Source organism: Gemmiger qucibialis (assembly GCF_027689445.1).
In the GTDB taxonomy this organism is placed as follows: Bacteria; Bacillota; Clostridia; order Oscillospirales; family Ruminococcaceae; genus Gemmiger; species Gemmiger qucibialis.
In genome coordinates this window covers 38871-56341 of sequence record NZ_JAQFEN010000007.1, presented here as the reverse complement: position 1 = coordinate 56341, position 17471 = coordinate 38871, and the positions used below count along the sequence as shown (strand labels likewise).

The window sequence follows — 17471 nt, the reverse complement described above, 5'->3', positions numbered from 1 at the left end:
TCCTTTTATTTCATGCGTTTCTCTTCAATGCTTTGCTGCATCTGATGCAAAATTTTTATATCTGCGGGGGCGCATTCCAGGATAACTTCATCCCGGATCAGCGGTGTTTCGGGTGCGTATTGGGCCAGCCAGTCCAGAATGGGGGCATAGTCCATCTGCCCCTTGCCAAGGCCGACCAGCGTTTTGGTGCCATCGGGTTCAATGCGGCAATCTTTACAGTGCATCGCGCCCAGCTGCTTGCCAATGACCGCCAGCCAGCTTTTCCAATGCTCTGCCTGGAAGGCTGCATTCTGGGCATCCTTTGTGGTAAACAGATTTACCGGGTCAAAAATGACCTTTATATTATTCGGGGCATCCAAGGCCTGCAATAGCTCGGCCAAAATTTCCGGGCTGCACAAGGGGTGGATCGCCACCGGCTCCACGCCAAAAACTGCGTCCAGCCGCACAGCTTCTTCAGCAATGCGCTGCAGGCTGTCCAGCATCAGCGGGCGGCGCAGGGCTTTTTCTTCATCGGACAAGGCGGTCCAGGAAGTCTCGCTGCCAACCATTCTGGCACCCACCTGCTTTGCGTACCTCAGGCAGCGCTTCACATTTTCTACCCCGGCAAGACGGGCGGGCTCATCGGGCGCGCTCAAATCCATGTAGCAGCTTAATACGGTGATTTCGATATCCTCGGCATCAAATGCCTGAAAAATTGCGGAAAGCTGTGCATCTGTGACCGATGCAAAATCTTCAATGCCTTCAATCGCCCGCGGCATTGCCAGCTGCGCACCAGTATACCCGGCAGTGTGCAGAATGTGCGCTAGTTGGACGGGGGTATGTTTGCCGTAGTCATGGGCACGGCAGCTGATACGGATCATTGTGCAAACCTCCTATTCGTGGGTACCTGCACAGCGGGGGAGATAAACAAAATTTGGAGCATCCGGCCCCTGCTGTTCTTTGGCAAAATGCTCAAAGTGACTTTCTGGGTCAACAGCAAGCCATTCTTGCAGCTCGGCGCTTGGTACACCGGGTTGGTGGCGGATATTTACATGGGTACGCGGTTCTTCCAGATAAGAAAACAGCAGGTTTTCCTGTACACTGATCAGATGCCAGCGATCCCCCTCCAGCAAGCCCTCGCTCACCAGCTTTAGATGGTACTCCATGTAGCTGCACCATTTGTCCGGTTTCAAAACGGCAATGCGCCCATGCTGTGCACCGGAATGGCGCTCACGCAGCCAATCGCCGGCAGTGGTGGGGATATCGTGGTAAAAATACGGCTGCATTGCTATCCAGCGGCGGGGCAGGGCTTCGCCCATGGCAGCGGGCCATGGGCAAAGCAGTGCATCCAGCAGGGGCGACAACCCATCCGGCGCAAGCGCTGTGCCGACAGATTCAAGGTACAGGAACAAGTGCGCCTGATACCGAAACAGCGAAGCTGTCAGCAGCTGGTGTGCTTGGCGCAGCCCCTCAACGGTTTGGGAAAATTCCTGCATGGCAGCAGCAAGAGATACCGCATCGATTCCACTGTGCAGCACAGCATGGAATGATGCGCGAACCACGGGACAAAGCTGCCATGTAAGGCTTTCTGACGGCATTTGCCTACCCCCAATACGACTTATTTATTTTATTGTAAGCCGCCCAGCCGGAAAAATGCAACTTGTATAATGCACGGATTCTTTGTGATAATTGAAGTTTACAGACAATAAAAACTGTGTTATGATGGGCACAAGTTAGGCAGAGTTCCTGCCGGAAGGAGCAGAACAATGGAATACAACATTCTTTCCTGCGGTGCGGTGGCGGACGGAAGGACAAACTGCGCAACTGCTATCCAAAACGCTGTGGATACGGCCTCGGCGGCAGGCGGCGGGCGTGTCATCATCCCGGCCGGGCAGTATCTGAGTGGGTCGGTATTGCTGAAAGATAATGTGGAACTTTACCTGGAAGGCGGCGCGGTCCTTATCAGCAGCCTGGACCCTGTAGATATCAAACCGTTCCCCCAAGGGGGAAACGGCGTGAACCCTGACGATACGGCCGATGGCTGGCAGAGCGGCTTCTTTTTGGGTGCATCCCACGCCAAAAATGTGACCATCAGCGGTATGGGTACGATTTACGGCCAGGGCGACCAGGTGTTTTTGGACAAAAACGAAGATAACGGTTTCCATGAATGCCCCAAAACCTGCGAAGCGTTCCGCCCGCGCATGATGCTGTTTGAAGATGTGGAAAACTTTACCGTGCGCGATGTAACGCTGAAAGATGCCGCTTTTTGGACACTGCATATGGCAGGCTGCCAGAATGTGCGCATTGACGGAATAAAAATCCTGAACGATGACCGCGGAGCCAATAACGACGGCATTGACCCGGACTGCTGCCGCAATGTGGTAATTGTCAACTGCATTGTCTCAACGGGTGATGACGCCATTGTGGTAAAATCCACCGGCCCCATGTCGCGCCGGTATGGTGTGTGTGAGAATATCACCATCACGAACTGCGTGCTGCATTCCCGCGATTCCGCCTTGAAAATTGGCACCGAGACCCACGGAACGATCCGCAACGTAACTTTAAGCGACTGCATTATTGACCGCTGCTCCCGTGCGGTGGGTATCTGGGTACGCGATGGAGGAACGGTGGAGGATATCCATATTCACCACCTGACCGGATCCACCCTGCGCTATGCAGACCGCTATGCCGAGCCGGGTGCACCGGGCTGGTGGGGAAAGGGCGAACCGATTTTCATTAGTGCGACCCCCAGGAAAAACAGCCGGACAAAGACAGGAACCATCCGGAACGTTACATTCGATAACCTGTCCATTACCTGCGAAAGCTGTGCGTTCCTGGCCGGTGAGCCGGAAAGCTGCCTGCGGGATATCCGCATCCGGAACCTGCACATGACTTTTAAGCGACAGGGAACCCAGCCGGGAGGCTTGTTTGATGAACAGCCATCGGTGCGGCATGTGTACTCCCATGCGATCCCCGCATTGTATGCCCGCAGTGTGAAACAGCTGACCGTGCAGGACAGCACCGTGCGCTATGCGGATAAAAGCGAAGCGTGGGCGAGCGAAGTTACAACACTGGAGGACTGTACGGAAAGTGCAGTTGACCTTAAAAAAATTCAATAATCCTTGTAAGGAGGCAGATATTTATGTACCAGGCGGCACAAAACCGTTACAACACCCTGCCAACCCGCCGCTGCGGAAACAGCGGCCTGCTGCTGCCCGCTGTTTCGCTGGGGCTGTGGCATAATTTTGGCGATACCTCCCCGTATGAGAACATGCGTGCGCTCTGCCGTACGGCGTTTGATAACGGCATTACCCACTTTGACCTTGCCAATAACTATGGCCCAGAACCGGGTGCTGCCGAGCGCAATTTTGGCCGGATCCTACACGATGACCTTGGCGTTTACCGCGATGAGCTGATTATTTCCACCAAAGCAGGCTATGAAATGTGGGACGGCCCTTACGGCAACTGGGGCAGCCGCAAATACCTGCTGGCCAGCCTGGATCAGAGCCTGCGCCGCATGGGGCTGGACTATGTGGATATTTTTTACCACCACCGCATGGATCCTAACACCCCGTTGGAAGAAACAATGGGTGCGCTGGCCCAGGCGGTGCGCAGCGGCAAGGCGCTGTATGTCGGCCTATCCAACTATGACGGCCCCACGCTGGAAAAAGCCACTGCGATTTTGGACGAACTGCATGTGCCGTTTATCATCAATCAGAACCGCTACTCGATTTTTGACCGCACGATTGAAAATAACGGCCTGAAAGCGATGGCTGCTCGGTTGCATAAGGGAATTATCACCTTCAGTCCGCTGGCACAAGGACTGTTGACCAACCGATATCTGCAGGGGATTCCGGCTGACAGCCGGGTACGCACAGACGGGCGATTTTTGAAAGAAAAGGATATTACGCCGGAAAAAATCGCTCAGATCAATGCCCTGAACGATATTGCCCAGGCCCGCGGACAGACGCTGGCTGAAATGGCCCTGGCCTGGCTGCTGAGCCATGATGAGATTACGACCGTGCTGATCGGTGCATCGAAAACCAGCCAGATCCTGGATAACATCAAAGCAGTGCAGAACACGAGCTTTACGGCAGAGGAACTGGAAGCGATCGACAGAATCAGCAAATAAGCCGCAATCGATAATTTGAAAGGGTCCCTTTTTGTTTCGGGAGTTATGGGGTTGGCGGGCACAGCCAGCCGCTGTATTTCAAGATAGAAGTACCAATGCCGGTGCCTGTGGCCCGCCGCCAGTCCGATGGGGCGGTGCCCATCACCTCATAAAAATGGCGGTTGAAGCTGGACATGGAGCCAAAGCCGACTTTTTCACTGATGGTCAGGATCGAATCATCGGTCATGCGCAAAAGGCTGCAAGCTTTTGCAATGCGCGTCCGGTTCAGGTAGTCCAGCGGCCCCATGCCGACAAGCTCCCGGAACACCCTGCGAAAATGGGATTCGCTCATGCTGCACGCATCGGCAAGGTCGCGGATGCTGAAATTCTCCATATAGAATTCATCAATATAGGTCAATGCAGGTGCAATGACCATGCGGTTTGCTGCGGCAGAATCATTTTGCTCGGTGGAAAGCCGCATGACTTCGGTAATCAGGGCAACAAACAGCCCGCGCACGCTGATCTCATAGTTCAGGGAACGTGTTTGCATTTCCTGCAGGATCATCTTGACATAATTTGCCAGCGCGGGGTGGTCGGCAGAGGAAAAAATGCCGCTCCAGCCATGCAGTACCTGGGTCAGCAGGCGGCTGTTTGGCAGGGCTGCGGGGTCAAAGAAGGGGCGCAGCAGCTCCTCTGCATTGGTAAAAATATAGCTCCATTTACACGGGGCAGAATATGGGAAAACACGATATAGACCGCGTGTGCCAGGGCCTGCGTGATTCGCTGAAAGCGCTTTGCGTGAGCTGCCTGGTGGTGGCCGTCGCGGTGTTTGCATCGCGCCGGCTGCTGCTGTCGATTTTCCTTGACCCAGCCACCGATGCTGCCAGCATTGCACAAGGGGCGGATTTTCTCAGTGTAATGGGGTTTGCCTATATTATTGCCGCGGTAATGAACAGTTATCTGAACGTGCTGCGCGGTGCAGGGGATGTAAATGTCAGCCTGGTTGCAGGCCTGTTTGAGATGGGGGCCAGGCTGGCGTTTGCCTCTTTGCTGGCGCCGCACCTGGGTGTGTGGGGCATCTGGCTTGCCACCCCGTTAAGCTGGGCTTCCGGCTGTATCATCCCGGTGGTGCGGTATTACAACAAAGAATGGATGAAGCGAACGCTGATCGGAACCGGTGAGAAATAAAAGAAAACACGGCTCTGCGATAGAAAAATCATCATGAGACCGTGCTTTGTCTTGTATTTATGAATTTTGGGCAAAAGGCTTCAGTGCGCTTTTGCGGTATTGCTGCGGGCTTTGGCCTGTCATGGAAGAAAAGCGGGTGGAAAAATTGCTTTCATCCTCAAAACCAACCTGGCGGGCAACCTCGCCGACAGGGAAATCTGTCAGAACCAGCAGTTCTTTTGCGCGGGTAATACGGGTGGATAACAAAAAATTGTACGGTGTTGTGCCCATATATTGCCGGAAAAGCCGCAAAAACCAGCTTTTGCTGACAGGGATCTGCGCCAGCAGCATATCCAGATTGATGGGCTCCGCATAATGTGCACGGATATAATCTGCAATCTGCTTGATCATGGTCCGGTTGGAACGGCTTTCGTCCCCGGAAAGCTGCTGGTGGGCAAGCAGTGCCAGCATTTTGTGCAGTGTCAACCCAATTTCGATCTGGGCGGTGGTGGTTTCCTTTTTCCACTCGGCAAACAGTGTTTCAAACAAAGGCTGCATCTCCATGCGGCTGACATGCGCAGCGGTAAGCCGCCCCTGCGACTGTACGGAATCGGCTAACGTTTTAACCCCAACACCGTCAAGGTGTACCCAGTAGTGTTCCCATACATCATAGCCGGGGGCCGTGCAGTAACTTTGCGGTGTGCGGCAGTTCATCAGCAGTGCGGCACCTTGCGGCAGCTCAATGTGCTGTTCGTTCTGCTCAATCAAGCCAGCCCCGGCCAGGGTATAAAAAAGGATATAACTTTCCTTGTCTGTACGGGCTGTGGCAAAGTGGGAACGCCCATAAAACAGTCCGGCTTCCGTTGCATAAAACGGCTGTGCCAACACGGCGTTATTTGGCGTTGCGCGCAGCCACACACTGCGCTCTTCCACGTCCATATTATAGGTCAACATAAGGGATCACCTCAGTAGAATTATCACAAAATAACCAGTGCTTTGTGGTATGAAATAGATCAGAAAAAAGCAATATAATGTAAATGAAAAGAATGGTAACACTACAGTAATTTTACCAAAAATAAGGTGCGGATGCAACCTTGTTTTTTGACTTTGGTTTTAACGTAATACAAAATAAAAATGTTTGTACGGAAAGGAAATCAACATGGAACATATGGCATGGAAAGGCCGCATCAAACCCGGTTGCAAGGCAGAATATCAGCGCCGCCACGCAGAGATCTGGCCGGAGATGGTCAAGGTTTTGAAAGAGGCAGGCATCTGCAATTACAGCATTTTTTATTGCAAAGATGAACTTTTTGGCTACTATGAATGCGAAAAAGGCGTTGCCTATGCTGAAAAAGTGCAGGCAGAAAGCCCCATTGTGGACCGCTGGAATGAGTATATGAAAGATATTCTGGAGCTGGAAATGGACCCCGTGACCGGTGCCCAGCCCAAGCTGGAGCAGGTGTTCCGGCTGGATTAACAAACAAAGCAGAGAAGCGAGCCTTGCCAGAGAAAAAATGGTAAAGCTCGTTTTTTATTTGCCTTATTGTTGTGCGGCAATCAAGTCCTGCGGTTTATCGGGCATCCTGTTCAAGGCCATGGATCAAATCGAGAAATTTGTAAAGGATTCGGGGCTGACGATTTCTGCCTACAATGTCTGTTTTTATGACAGCAACGGCACCGACGAGATTCTGGACAACATTCTTTGCGGCAAAAAACGCGCCAACACAGGGTTGTTCAGCCTGTTTGAAGCCCAGATGCAGCTACTGCCGCGCATGGGTGATTACACGGTCGTGCTGGACAGCGATATGCAGCCGCGCTGCATTACCCGCACCACAAAGGTGGAAGTTGTCCCGTTTGAGGATGTGACGGCAGAGCACCCTTGCCGCGTGGAAGAAAGCCCACCGCAAGGCGTTTGCCGCAGCGTGTGAGGAAATCGGCAGGAACTTTGACGAAAGCATGAAGTGCGTCTGCGAGTATTTTGATGTGGTTTACCGGGCAGATGGGCAGTGAGATAAATCGGAATTTTTTCAAAAAAAAATACCGCCCCATCTCACGATAAGGCGGTAGATTGCGTTATTCTATGCTGCTCCTAAGTTTTTAGATAACAAATCACCATCGGCGGCGTTCTCAAATACTTCAAAAGCATCTTGTAGTTCTTCCAATCACAGCTGGTGTGTCTCTTTCCAGAGTATTTGTTTTCCGCAACATCATTCAGCATCATCAGAATAAAACCCGATGGCCTTTTGCAAAGCCAAGAAATGCTTTCCTGTGTATTTGATTGCCCTGTGCTCTCCTTGCATTTCTATCCTACAGGTAATCAAATTCTCGTCATTTTCTTTTACATGGTAATCTTGTATCATCGAAATAAGCTCAGACAGGTTCTTCTTTCCGTACTTAAATTCAGCAGCACAGTTCGGACATGGACAAAGAGGATTCCAACATTCTGAAATGCTATGTTTGTATCTATCCGGAATAGCATTGGTTGGGAGAATATTACAAGCTTCAAAATATGGCTTTCCATTAAAAATGGAATTAGCCGAAGCGAAAGTGGCAAAAACAAGAGCTGCTCACGAAAAGGCTGTTGGCGAATTGAAAAAACTCTACGACATTCGCAAGGAACAACAGCAGGAGCAGCTTTTAAAGGCAATGATGTCCGGCAAACGGTCTTTTGAGGAAATTTTGAAATTCATTTCTGACGATACCGCTTTCCAATGCGGAAGTATTTTTGCTTTTTGAAAGTGATGACTATGAATCATGCTCACTCGTCTGTGCGGACGCAGCGCAGCGCATATCGTGCCTGACCGGTCGTGGTACAGGTAAACAATGTCAGATCCCAATTGCTCTCGGACGTTTTGACCGCCATCTCCTCGATTTGGGTTGGCTGCAGAACCTCTGTATCCGAGACCGCATAATGCCATGTGTTGTCATTCATGTCAACAAAAAGCACTTCTGTCCCCACCGTAAGATGCGTCAGAGGGCTGAAGTGACGCGCATAGTTATGTCCCGCGATTACCAAGTCATCTGTATATAGCGAGCCGGAATACCGCCCCGGCGCGATCTTTAGCCCCGGATAGCTCCACTGCTGCATCACGGGCAGTGCCAGCCCGATGGACGGAATAGAGAGGTACCCAATATAGTCGTAGCCGTCAATGGTGCTAACAGGCATCTCCGTGTCCGCTGTGGGTTCTGCTGCATCACCGGGATAGATGGTGCGTGGCTCTGCGATCGATTCCTCCAGCTGGGTCAGCACACTGTCGGCTGCTTTTTCTGCGCGGGTACTGTCCCACTGGTTGTAGCCCATAAGCAGCACAGCTGCCAGCAATGCCAGAACCCCAAGCGCAATCAGGGCGTTCCCCAGCTTATTTCTCATTCTGACCACTTCGCTTTTTGAGTACGACACCTGCCGCCACCAGTACAGCGCCAGTCACCGCCAGCACGGGGACTGGCCAATTCAACTGTCCGGTCTGCGGCAGTGCAGAAAGCACTTCCTGCGTGGGCGGCGTCTGCGTTGTTTTCCGGCTTGCAGTACCCACTTTGGGGTGGGCGTCCACATCGTAGACATACTGCCCGTTTTCCATGATTGGAACCGTCACAAGAAAAGGCTGTATGGCGTCATACCCTTCGGCTGCCTGCTTCTGTACAATAAGGTAAAGCCCGGCCTTCAGATCACCAAACACGGCGATTCCGCTGTCGTTGACGGTCTTGGTGACTGCCTGTGCATTTTGTGTCACCTTTTCTGCCAATCGGCTCGCCAGTGCGCTTTCGGATACGTTGTCCAGCGCGATTCCGCAATTCTCGAAACCGTTTGTATAGGTAAAGCTCATATCTGCGCCGTTTTTAGATACACTCGCCACACGGTACAGCGTCAGCTCACCGCCCTGCAGCGGTGCTGCGGTTTCGGTATCACAGAGCAATACCTTGATGGAGCCGATGCGCGTTTCATCAACCGTTTCTGCGGCAAGAGCCGGAACAGCGCCCCACACCAGCAGGCACAGCATAAGCAGCACTGCCAACCGATCACGGATGCTTTTCATAATGTTATTTCCTCCTTCTCTTGCTGCGCTTGCGCAGATGTGGGGCAACCAGCACACCGACCAGTGCCGCAAGTAGCATCGGGATGGCCAAAATCGGGGCCACGATGATGGGTTCAATGCGGAATGCATCTGCCGCCACACGGATATGCTTTTGGCTTTCCGTAGTTTCGACCCGCTTGCCGCGCACCAATAGGCGGTGCGTGTTGATGCCGTAAGGGGTGCAGGTCATCAGGGTGACATAATCCATCCCCTCGGTGGGAAGCAACTGGTCGATCTCAGTAGGCAGCACAATGGAGATTTGATCGACCTCATAGGTCAGCACCCGATTCAACACCGTGATGGTAAAGCGGTCGCCCACCTCCAGCTCGTCCAGATTGGTGAACAGCTTTGCGCTGGGCAGGCCGCGGTGCGCTGATATGACCGCATGGGTCCCGGCACCGCCCACGGGCAGGCTGCTGCCTTCCAGATGGCCTGCTGCCACCTGCAGCACGCCCTCATCGGTGCCGTGGTATATGGGCAGCTCAACGCTGATTTTGGGGATCGTGATATACCCCATAATGCCCGTGCCGGAGATGTCGAGCGTCTGCGCATAGCCGCTGACCAGATCCGGTTTATAAAAGGCATTGGGGGTGGTGTTCAGCTGCCGGTTGTACGCATCGGCAGCATCGAAATAGGTCTGATAATCCGCATCTGACAGCTGTTCTACCTCCTCGGCATAGCCAGCCACTGCGCGGGACTGATGCTTCCGGTTGACAGCGTCGCTGACGGAGGGATATAACATCACGGATAGACCCACGAGGAAGATCAATATTAAAATAATTGTGCTGAGGTTCTTTCTCATGGGTTACTCCCTAATGTTATAAGGATTGGTATATGACGGCAAATGCGCCTTTACTTGTTATTCATCCGCTTTTTGGTGACCAGCAGAACGGCAGCCACGGCCATCAGCCCGCCGCCGATCACATAGAAAATGGTAGTGCCGATGCCGCCGGTGGAGGGCAGGGTAGAACCTTTATTGTTTCTTACGTTAACGCTTACACTCGATTGTACGTCATTGTTTACCGTTGCGGTTACACTTGTGCAATTATCACCGGCATCACTATAAGTGGCGGTGATTTCGAACCTTACCGCAGCAGTCAGGCGGTTATAGCCCGCGGGTGCTTTTGTTTCATAAAGATAATACACTGTGGCGTCATCCAGACCATTAATGGTGATATCGCCCGCCGTCATAACATTCACCACAGAACCGTTGTAACCAGCCGGAGCAACTGTGTAGGAACCGTCGCTGTTTTCGATGAGGTTGATTAAGTCTGTAGTGGTGGAGGGCGTCCCGTCATCTCCGATTGTGCCTAAAGAACAATTTCCGTTCTTACTAAGGACAAATTTCGCATCGGTCAATGGAGTGCCATCTGCACCATCGACTTTCTTGACTCCCATCTTAAAGGTCCAGTCATAAACGACCTTCTCCGGGGTCTTATTTGTGGTCTTATTATCATGCGGGTTGTTGCTGTACTCCAGATATGCTTTATTGTCCTGTTTACCGTCATTATAGACCTTGGCCTTTTCGTTGAGAATACCTGTATAGTATGTATACAGTGTATTTCCCTCAACCATTTTGCCATCCTTAATGGCGTTCAGTACATCGACTGTAACTGTGAACTTGTTCGTATTTACTTCGTCAACCGTCACAGTATAATAGTTCTTATCCAATACTGTTTCATCATTTACCTTGATTGTCACATCCTCGTTGCTGCGGACATTCGATGTCAGCCCTGCGGACATTTCATCGTGGATTGCATACGTGTATTGGGTATACCCGCTCACAATCGGAACAGTCGTGAGCGTGCGGAACTCAACGGTGTCACCGATCTGGTTATCGCCGACAACACCCCATAAACCTGTTTCATTGTGTCTGATCTGTTTATCCAGCGTTGGCTTGCCGCTCTTTGGATTGACTGTGACATCCCCAACGACCCGCAGGATATAGTCAGTAAAAACTTCGCCTTCTCCTACGGAAGTGTTCTTGATCAGATAATAACCGGGGCCAGAAACTGTAATTGAATCCGTGCCTGTACCTGCAGCAGGGTCGGTCAAATACTTTGCAACTTCAACCGCAAAAGCTTTGGCATCTGCTTCTGTTGTGATTGTCTTCGCCTTGTCGGCTGCATTACCAAACTTCGTCCGACCCTCATCTGTAACATTATCGCCCCACTCAATGTTGGACAGCGTTTTCTCATGCAGGTCACCCTTGAAAATCTGATATGCTGCATAGTTGCCGGTGCCATTATTGATTGTGATTGTATAAGTTGTTGTTGTCGTTTCTGCAAACGCTGGGACGGCCATGGCCAGTGCAAGCGTCAGCACGGCAAGCAGTGCCATGAATTTTTTCATGTACTTCATTGGTTTTATGTCTCCTTGCTCAAATAGGTTGGTCTGTTTTGTCCACATCGGTGGAGGGGTTATTTCTAATTATCACCCCCCCTCAAATGGCTGCGTTTGTTGATAAGATATCCTAACATCAGCGCGATGCCCATGATCAGGGCGCCTGCTGCTGTATACGGGGGTGTGCCGGCCGCGCCGGTGGCGGGCAGCTCATAGCTGGGCTTTTGCTTGTTCGTGATGGTAATGGTGCCGCCGCCGGTGACACCGGTGGCGTTGCTTTCACTGTACTTTACTTCATAGAAGACAAGCGCACCACTGTCTGTTCCTAGCTCTTCTACATAGTAGTGATAACCGCTCTCCAAGGAAGAAATTTTCTTGGTCCAGCCGTCAGCTTTTGTCAAGGTGACCGGCTTTCCGACCGCCACTGCGTCCGCCTTGTCTTTTCCATCCTCGTAACGGTACAGCTGCACCTGGATCTTTTCCACCGGTGCTTCTATCGTGTCGTTCCCGATGCCATACCAGATTTTGCGCAGGGTCAGGCAGTTTTGCTTGTTGGGGATGGCCATTGTGGCGCGGTCTCCGTTCACGCCCAAAAAGCTGATGTTTGCAGTGGTAACCCCCTCCGGGACAGTAGCTCCGGTTGCAGCTGTAAGCGCAGCTGCTTTTTTGTCATCATTCGTTGCGTTGTTGTTCCAGATAAAATAGCGCGGGGTTTCATCCAGTGCATAGTCTGCCGGGGCCGCTGTTTCCACAAGCTTATACAGGTCCCCGGTGACCAGCTGCGGGCTGCCTGCTGCAGGGGATTGCGCAAATGTCAGGTCAAAGCTGCCGTTCGAACCTGTATTCTCCGGCCTAATAAAATCCCACCCTGTGCTGATTTTATTATAGTGGTATATCGCAAAGGTTGCCGGGCTTGCCGTGATGGCTAAGTTTGTAGCAGAATCCGTCTTGGCAACAGTCAGAACGGCATTGTGTACAGTTGCCGATGCACTGTCGCTTTTCGCCGAAACCTGATTGCCTACAGTTTTTCCCGCCAGCGTAGCCGTATTTTTTACCGACATGTCGGTTGCGAGATTACCCGGATTCATTTTATAAGAGTACTCCAGTACCAGGGCTTTCTCGTCCGGCAGAACGAACTTGTACTTCCGTGTCGATGCGGTTTCTTCAACCTTTTCAACGCGGACACCGTCCTTGACTTCTTCGCCCTTTACCCAGTCGCCGTCCTGCAGGATGTATTCATATACCTTGATAGAATCCAGCATCAGCTCCATGCCGGTTTTGCCGAAGTATTCGCTTTCCATCGTGTCCGTAAGCTCGAGCGTGTCACTGCCCGGTGCGAGATCCTCTGCGCGGGGGTTGATGCAAAGGGTGTAATTGGCTTGATGGGTTTTTGCATCATAATTGCCGGTCTTTTCCAGAAGCTCCTTTTTCGGGCGCGTGATGGTCATGCCGGACGATGTCGATGCACCGTTCCATGTGGCAGTATTCGTATAGGTTTTTTCCTCGAGAGTACGCTCGTTCCAGGCTGTCGCATCATCCAACCGGAGCGCATAGCGGATCTCCACAGTATGATCCGTTGTTTTCTTTGAGTCGATCAGACTTTGCAGCGTAATAGGAAGCACCTTAATAGTCAGCTGCCCCGAAACAGAAGTGTCAATCGACCAATAGGTAACCCCGTTAAACACAAGGCTGTATATGTTTTCGCTCGGACTTTTTTTGATTTTTCCCGTATATTTATTGCCCGGCGCTGTATCCAGATCCGCCGCAATCATATAGTTGCTAAGAGAATTATTGTCCGTAGCCAGCTTCATGCCGTCCGGGATCTTATCTACCACCGTCAGCGTATGGGTCTTGTCTACATCACCGCTACCCAGATTCAGTTTGATGCGATACCAGATGACCTTGTTTTTGGCATAGGTAGTGCTGTTGTTCTGCTTGTACCCATTGTTGCTCTTGTCAGATGTTTCCTTGGTGATCGAGCCCATCTTTGTATACTCGTAAGTTCCCCTCCAGCCTTCGCGCCCGGCGCTATCCGAGTAAATTTCCACGCGGTTCAAAAACTGCCTTTTGGTATTGTTCGCCATATCAGACGTTTTTGCCACCGTTGGAATGTCGCTGATGGTGCATCTCAAAATGCGCAGCTTCTTGCCGTCCGTCCGGCTAAACTGTAATCGGATGCGATGCACCGCGGTTGCATCATCGGAAACCGAAATGCCGTTGTCGGGATCGTCCCAGTCATTCGAACCGTTGGAAAAAAAGGAAAGCTGAATCTGTATGCCTTCATCTACCGCTTGCGCCCATGTCAGCGTTGTGCCGCCTTCCATCGTCAAGCGCAGATTGTTTCGAATGGCGGTTTCCAGCTGGGTTTTGACGCCGTACAGCGGTTCGCGGATGTTATCCACGATTTTGAAACTGTTAACGCCCGCGGGAACCGTTCCGGTTATATTCCACATGACCTTTTGGTCACCGTTTTCCAGCGGCGTGACAGTGCCCGGATACTTTCGAATATCCACTTTGCCTACACCGGTGGAAACATTGGCTGTCGCGGTATAGGAACGTGAACCTTTTTCCAGCGTTGTCTGATTGGTTGCAGAAACTGTACCATTCACCGGATCCGGTGCAACCGTTTGATAGGTAAATGTGTAGGAGCTCGCATTGGAACCTGCCGGGAAGGTATAGCCGTTGGTCAGAAAATCGTTGCCAGTGATGGTTGTTACAACTGTTTCGTCAGCCCTCTTCAGCGTTACATCACCAACAATGTCCAGCTGTGTGACCTGTGTATCAGTCACCGTATAGCCTGCCAAATCACCGCCCGGATTTTTGACCTTGATGACCCAGTTGATGCGGTGGGTCGCAGCGTCATAGGTGCCTGTTTTGGCAATGCTGCTCTCCTTCACGGTGACGGTATCCTTGGCCTCGTTGCTCTGCAGCGTACTGGTTGTGCCCTTGGCCGTGTTGACAATCGTACCGGAACCGTCTGCGCCTGTCACGGCAGCCACAGTTACATCATAGGTCAGCTCATACGACTGGTTATATCCGAGAGGCGGCAGCCCTGTGATCGTAAAGCCCTTGCCGTCTGTGTTGTAGGTGATGGCGGCATCTGCATACTCGGAGAGCGGCTTCCCGTCGATTTTGATGCTGCTCGTATCATAGCTGCCGTTTGCGGTATTCTCTGCGGCCAGCCGGTCCGTAATGGTGACCGTCTGGTCATGCGTACCATTTGGGGCATTGACTGTAACGGTGTAGCTTACCTTACTTTTGTCTTCCGAAAGGGTGTGCTCTTTCTTCGTGTTCAGCGAATACTCCGGCTCAACGGTGTAGGTTTTCTCGCCCAGATGTATCTTGCCGTCGCCACCGGTCTCAGCGTAATTGATCGTGGTATTAAACTTGAAGGTGCCGGTGAACGTCCGACTTGTGTCGTTATTAAATGTAAATGTGACCGTAGGGGATTTTTTCGAAAGCGCAAAAGTACCAATTATCGTTCCGGTTGAATCGGTGATGTTTCCTGACAAATCTCCTTTGGGATAGACACCCGCCGGCAGGGTATAGGTCGCTGTATTGCCGCCGTCTAGGAATGCGTTCGCCGGTACACTGTAGACGATTTCCACCTGAACCTGGGTGCCGTCCTTGATAGATGCAAAATTATCCAGCGGTTCCCAAGTGCCGCCTTGATTGATGGAAATAGCTGTACTTGTCAGCAGCTTATCCAGCTTTAGGTTGCCCTCGCTGTCATACTGAGGGGTTGCTGTCGCTGCGGTCAGTGTATCATCGTCTTCCGCAGCCGGCATTATGGGATCCGGCCATTGCCAAACAATATACGCCACCGCGCCGTCTCTTGCCAAAATGGCGTCCGCATCAAAGGAGAGTTCTTCGGATCCGTCTGATGCGCCGGTCTGCGCATACACGCCATACGCATCCAACACACGGATGGTATTGGTGACATCGGCCTCTGCGACCGTCACAGCCGCTACCGCACCGTCCACAGCGCCGGAAACAACGGTCAGGTTCGCGCCATCATACGCGGTTACAATGCCGATCGTTTCCTCACCGGCGGCATTTGTATAGAGTACGATGTCGCCCGGTGTGGCCTCACTGCCACCCGGGGTGATGTATTCAGGGTGTGCGTTTTCCAATTCCGTGCGCAGCTGAAGCAGGCTTGCGCATTGCGGGATGACATCCTCCGGTATGCCTGCATAATGCTGGCAGAAGGCGACAAACATCACATCCCAGCTCCCGTAAGGGTTGCCGTACCAATCACCGTAGCGTGTGTAGTGATGGGCCTGCGCCAAGGTCTCACCCAGCGCCTTGTCCACCGTAAAGTTTTTGGCGCTCTCGGTGTAGCCAAGCTGTCTCTGTGCGATTTCCGTCATGGCATCGCTCCAGAAGCTGCTCACGCCCTCGCTCTGCTCGTCCCAGTCTGCCGGGGTCTCAACATCTGCGGTTATATCCGCCAGACATTCCAGCGTGTGGGTATGCTCCGGGATGGTGCAGGTCAGCACCCTTTGGTAGCAGTCTGCGGTATGGGAGTGGGCTGCCGGCGCGGTCTCGCCGTCTTCCTCCGCTGAATCAGCAGGGGTTTCCGATGCTCCGTCTTCATAACCGCAGATCAAGACCTCGGTATAGCAGGCATCGCTGTGTACATGCTCCTCATATCCGCAGGAGTATTCATCGTCCGTCATCGCGGTGCCTACTTGGTGCAGACGCCAGCTGACGGAAAGTATCGTCAGCAGTGCCAGTATCACCAGCACGGCAGCACGGCGGTGCTCCGCATGGCGCGCTGCCATTACCCGCCGAATCGCCTTGTCCAATTGATTTCTCATGTGGACTCCTCCATCAGCCTATCCACGAAATGCGGGGCAAAGGCCATACCCTAAGAAACACCTTGCCCACAATTTGACTCTTTTCAACGCAGCCGACAACCGTACTCCGGCTGTCGATCGAGGTCGCGCGGTGGTCACCCATCACAAAGAAGCGATTTTCAGGCACCTGATACGGGAAGCTGAGGTCACATTCTCCCAGGGCCAGCTCATCGACATACGGTTCCTCCAGCACCTCGCCATTCACCGTGACAAGGCCGTTGCCGTCAATCGAAATCACATCCCCGGGGATACCGATGATTCGCTTGAGCAGCAGCTTGTTCTGCCAGTAGAAGCCGCACAGATCTCCTTTTTCCAGAGCATCTGTTTTCAGCAGAACCAGAATGTCCTGATCCTGCAAGGTTGGGTTCATGCTGTCACCCGACACCTGCAGCACCGGCAGCAGGTTCGTTGCCAGCAGCACCGCAATGGCTGCCACAACGACCAGCGCATAGGCGGTGCTTTTCAGCACACGCTTGTAACGCCTGCGGTAAGACAGGCGTTTGCGCTCCTGCGTGATCTCCTCCATAGAGGGAATCTCAACGCGCTTTCCGCTCAATCCCTTCATTTCCAATATGCCCCTTCGTTATTCGCGGTGGGCGAAAACTCGGTGCCCTGCACAGGGTACTGCGCCTTGACCGATTCCAAATATTGATCTGCCGCAGCCTGTGCGGCTTCAAATACCCGGTTTAGCGACAAAGCGGCCTCGGCGATGGAACCAACCTGCTCCAGCCGCAGCGTGCGGTCTGCAAGCTGTTGGCGAAGATTGGCATTCTGCTGTTCCAGTTCCTCCTCGTGCTGTTTGAGCGCGTAGATGATCTCTATCAATTCCATGCGGTTCATCCGCCGCAGTTCGCGTTCTGCCATGGTATATCTCCTTGAGATTTGTTCGGGTCAGTTCAGTGTCTTTAAGCATTGCAGATTGTTACATTGTAAGTGCTT

The 17471-nt window shown here is 52.4% G+C and carries 16 protein-coding genes and 1 pseudogene; 6 read left to right on the top strand and 11 right to left on the bottom strand.

Annotated elements, in window-relative coordinates:
- Positions 1-5: 5 nt before the first annotated feature.
- Both PG062_RS11060 and PG062_RS11055 read right to left on the bottom strand, forming a co-directional pair.
- Positions 6-860, bottom strand: a complete 855-nt coding sequence (locus tag PG062_RS11060) for a sugar phosphate isomerase/epimerase family protein (protein ID WP_270752327.1) — start codon at positions 858-860, stop codon at positions 6-8.
- A gap of 12 nt (positions 861-872) precedes the next feature.
- The gene (locus tag PG062_RS11055) at positions 873-1475 is read right to left on the bottom strand and encodes a hypothetical protein (protein WP_270752326.1); all 603 of its coding nucleotides are present in this window, start codon (positions 1473-1475) and stop codon (positions 873-875) included.
- 270 nt (positions 1476-1745) lie between these two features.
- On the opposite strand from PG062_RS11055, the gene PG062_RS11050 reads away from it, so the two are divergent.
- Together PG062_RS11050 and PG062_RS11045 are read left to right on the top strand one after the other, a co-directional pair.
- Entirely contained in the window at positions 1746-3098 is a 1353-nt protein-coding gene (locus PG062_RS11050; RefSeq protein ID WP_270752325.1) for a glycoside hydrolase family 28 protein, read from the top strand.
- A gap of 23 nt (positions 3099-3121) precedes the next feature.
- A complete protein-coding gene (locus PG062_RS11045) occupies positions 3122-4111 on the top strand; it encodes an aldo/keto reductase (protein ID WP_114000872.1) in 990 nt (329 codons plus the stop codon).
- A 43-nt stretch (positions 4112-4154) separates the two neighbouring features.
- Here the strand turns inward: PG062_RS11045 and PG062_RS11040 are convergent, their stop codons facing one another.
- A complete protein-coding gene (locus tag PG062_RS11040; RefSeq protein WP_270752324.1) occupies positions 4155-4655 on the bottom strand; it encodes a helix-turn-helix domain-containing protein in 501 nt (166 codons plus the stop codon).
- Positions 4656-4807: 152 nt separating this feature from the next.
- On the opposite strand from PG062_RS11040, the gene PG062_RS11035 reads away from it, so the two are divergent.
- Positions 4808-5278 (top strand): MATE family efflux transporter, encoded by a 471-nt coding sequence (locus PG062_RS11035; RefSeq protein WP_270752387.1) that lies wholly within the window; start codon positions 4808-4810, stop codon positions 5276-5278.
- A 57-nt stretch (positions 5279-5335) separates the two neighbouring features.
- Here PG062_RS11035 and PG062_RS11030 read toward each other — a convergent pair whose 3' ends face one another.
- Entirely contained in the window at positions 5336-6211 is an 876-nt protein-coding gene (locus PG062_RS11030; RefSeq protein ID WP_114000663.1) for an AraC family transcriptional regulator, read from the bottom strand.
- Between the two features lie 205 nt (positions 6212-6416).
- Here PG062_RS11030 and PG062_RS11025 point away from each other — a divergent pair, with 205 nt between their 5' ends.
- From PG062_RS11025 to PG062_RS11015, 3 genes and pseudogenes are all read left to right on the top strand, one after another.
- A complete protein-coding gene (locus PG062_RS11025) occupies positions 6417-6734 on the top strand; it encodes an L-rhamnose mutarotase (protein ID WP_114000662.1) in 318 nt (105 codons plus the stop codon).
- 37 nt (positions 6735-6771) lie between these two features.
- Positions 6772-7267: pseudogene (locus PG062_RS11020) on the top strand (ASCH domain-containing protein).
- Positions 7268-7783: 516 nt separating this feature from the next.
- Positions 7784-7993, top strand: coding sequence for a hypothetical protein (locus PG062_RS11015; protein ID WP_270752322.1), 210 nt, complete (start codon positions 7784-7786; stop codon positions 7991-7993).
- A gap of 22 nt (positions 7994-8015) precedes the next feature.
- On the opposite strand, the gene PG062_RS11010 is transcribed toward PG062_RS11015, so the two are convergent.
- From PG062_RS11010 to PG062_RS10980, 7 genes are all read right to left on the bottom strand, one after another.
- Positions 8016-8627, bottom strand: a complete 612-nt coding sequence (locus PG062_RS11010) for a sortase (protein ID WP_114000659.1) — start codon at positions 8625-8627, stop codon at positions 8016-8018.
- Positions 8617-9291, bottom strand: coding sequence for a pilin N-terminal domain-containing protein (locus PG062_RS11005; RefSeq protein WP_114000658.1), 675 nt, complete (start codon positions 9289-9291; stop codon positions 8617-8619). Before PG062_RS11005 ends, PG062_RS11010 begins: the two co-directional genes overlap by 11 nt.
- 4 nt (positions 9292-9295) lie before the next feature.
- Positions 9296-10132, bottom strand: coding sequence for a class C sortase (locus PG062_RS11000; protein ID WP_114000657.1), 837 nt, complete (start codon positions 10130-10132; stop codon positions 9296-9298).
- 50 nt (positions 10133-10182) lie between these two features.
- The gene (locus PG062_RS10995; protein WP_270752321.1) at positions 10183-11691 is read right to left on the bottom strand and encodes a SpaH/EbpB family LPXTG-anchored major pilin; all 1509 of its coding nucleotides are present in this window, start codon (positions 11689-11691) and stop codon (positions 10183-10185) included.
- Positions 11692-11756: 65 nt separating this feature from the next.
- A complete protein-coding gene (locus PG062_RS10990; protein ID WP_270752320.1) occupies positions 11757-16493 on the bottom strand; it encodes an Ig-like domain-containing protein in 4737 nt (1578 codons plus the stop codon).
- 13 nt (positions 16494-16506) lie between these two features.
- The gene (gene lepB / locus PG062_RS10985; RefSeq protein ID WP_270752319.1) at positions 16507-17097 is read right to left on the bottom strand and encodes a signal peptidase I; all 591 of its coding nucleotides are present in this window, start codon (positions 17095-17097) and stop codon (positions 16507-16509) included.
- The gene (locus PG062_RS10980) at positions 17094-17396 is read right to left on the bottom strand and encodes a DNA repair protein (protein ID WP_270752318.1); all 303 of its coding nucleotides are present in this window, start codon (positions 17394-17396) and stop codon (positions 17094-17096) included. The genes lepB and PG062_RS10980 overlap by 4 nt, the downstream gene beginning before the upstream one ends.
- Positions 17397-17471: the final 75 nt, after the last annotated feature.

Excerpts from the sequence above, each read along its gene's own strand:
- PG062_RS11055 (WP_270752326.1), bottom strand. The coding sequence starts at position 1,475 with ATGCAGGAATTTTCCCAAACCGTTGAGGGGCTGCGCCAAGCACACCAG.
- PG062_RS11010 (WP_114000659.1), bottom strand. The coding sequence starts at position 8,627 with ATGAGAAATAAGCTGGGGAACGCCCTGATTGCGCTTGGGGTTCTGGCA.
- PG062_RS11050 (WP_270752325.1), top strand. The coding sequence starts at position 1,746 with ATGGAATACAACATTCTTTCCTGCGGTGCGGTGGCGGACGGAAGGACA.
- lepB (WP_270752319.1), bottom strand. The coding sequence starts at position 17,097 with ATGAAGGGATTGAGCGGAAAGCGCGTTGAGATTCCCTCTATGGAGGAG.
- PG062_RS11060 (WP_270752327.1), bottom strand. The coding sequence starts at position 860 with ATGATCCGTATCAGCTGCCGTGCCCATGACTACGGCAAACATACCCCC.
- PG062_RS11015 (WP_270752322.1), top strand. The coding sequence starts at position 7,784 with ATGGAATTAGCCGAAGCGAAAGTGGCAAAAACAAGAGCTGCTCACGAA.
- PG062_RS11000 (WP_114000657.1), bottom strand. The coding sequence starts at position 10,132 with ATGAGAAAGAACCTCAGCACAATTATTTTAATATTGATCTTCCTCGTG.
- PG062_RS11025 (WP_114000662.1), top strand. The coding sequence starts at position 6,417 with ATGGAACATATGGCATGGAAAGGCCGCATCAAACCCGGTTGCAAGGCA.
- PG062_RS11045 (WP_114000872.1), top strand. The coding sequence starts at position 3,122 with ATGTACCAGGCGGCACAAAACCGTTACAACACCCTGCCAACCCGCCGC.
- PG062_RS11005 (WP_114000658.1), bottom strand. The coding sequence starts at position 9,291 with ATGAAAAGCATCCGTGATCGGTTGGCAGTGCTGCTTATGCTGTGCCTG.
- PG062_RS11040 (WP_270752324.1), bottom strand. The coding sequence starts at position 4,655 with ATGATCCTGCAGGAAATGCAAACACGTTCCCTGAACTATGAGATCAGC.
- PG062_RS10990 (WP_270752320.1), bottom strand. The coding sequence starts at position 16,493 with ATGAGAAATCAATTGGACAAGGCGATTCGGCGGGTAATGGCAGCGCGC.
- PG062_RS11030 (WP_114000663.1), bottom strand. The coding sequence starts at position 6,211 with ATGTTGACCTATAATATGGACGTGGAAGAGCGCAGTGTGTGGCTGCGC.
- PG062_RS10995 (WP_270752321.1), bottom strand. The coding sequence starts at position 11,691 with ATGAAGTACATGAAAAAATTCATGGCACTGCTTGCCGTGCTGACGCTT.
- PG062_RS10980 (WP_270752318.1), bottom strand. The coding sequence starts at position 17,396 with ATGGCAGAACGCGAACTGCGGCGGATGAACCGCATGGAATTGATAGAG.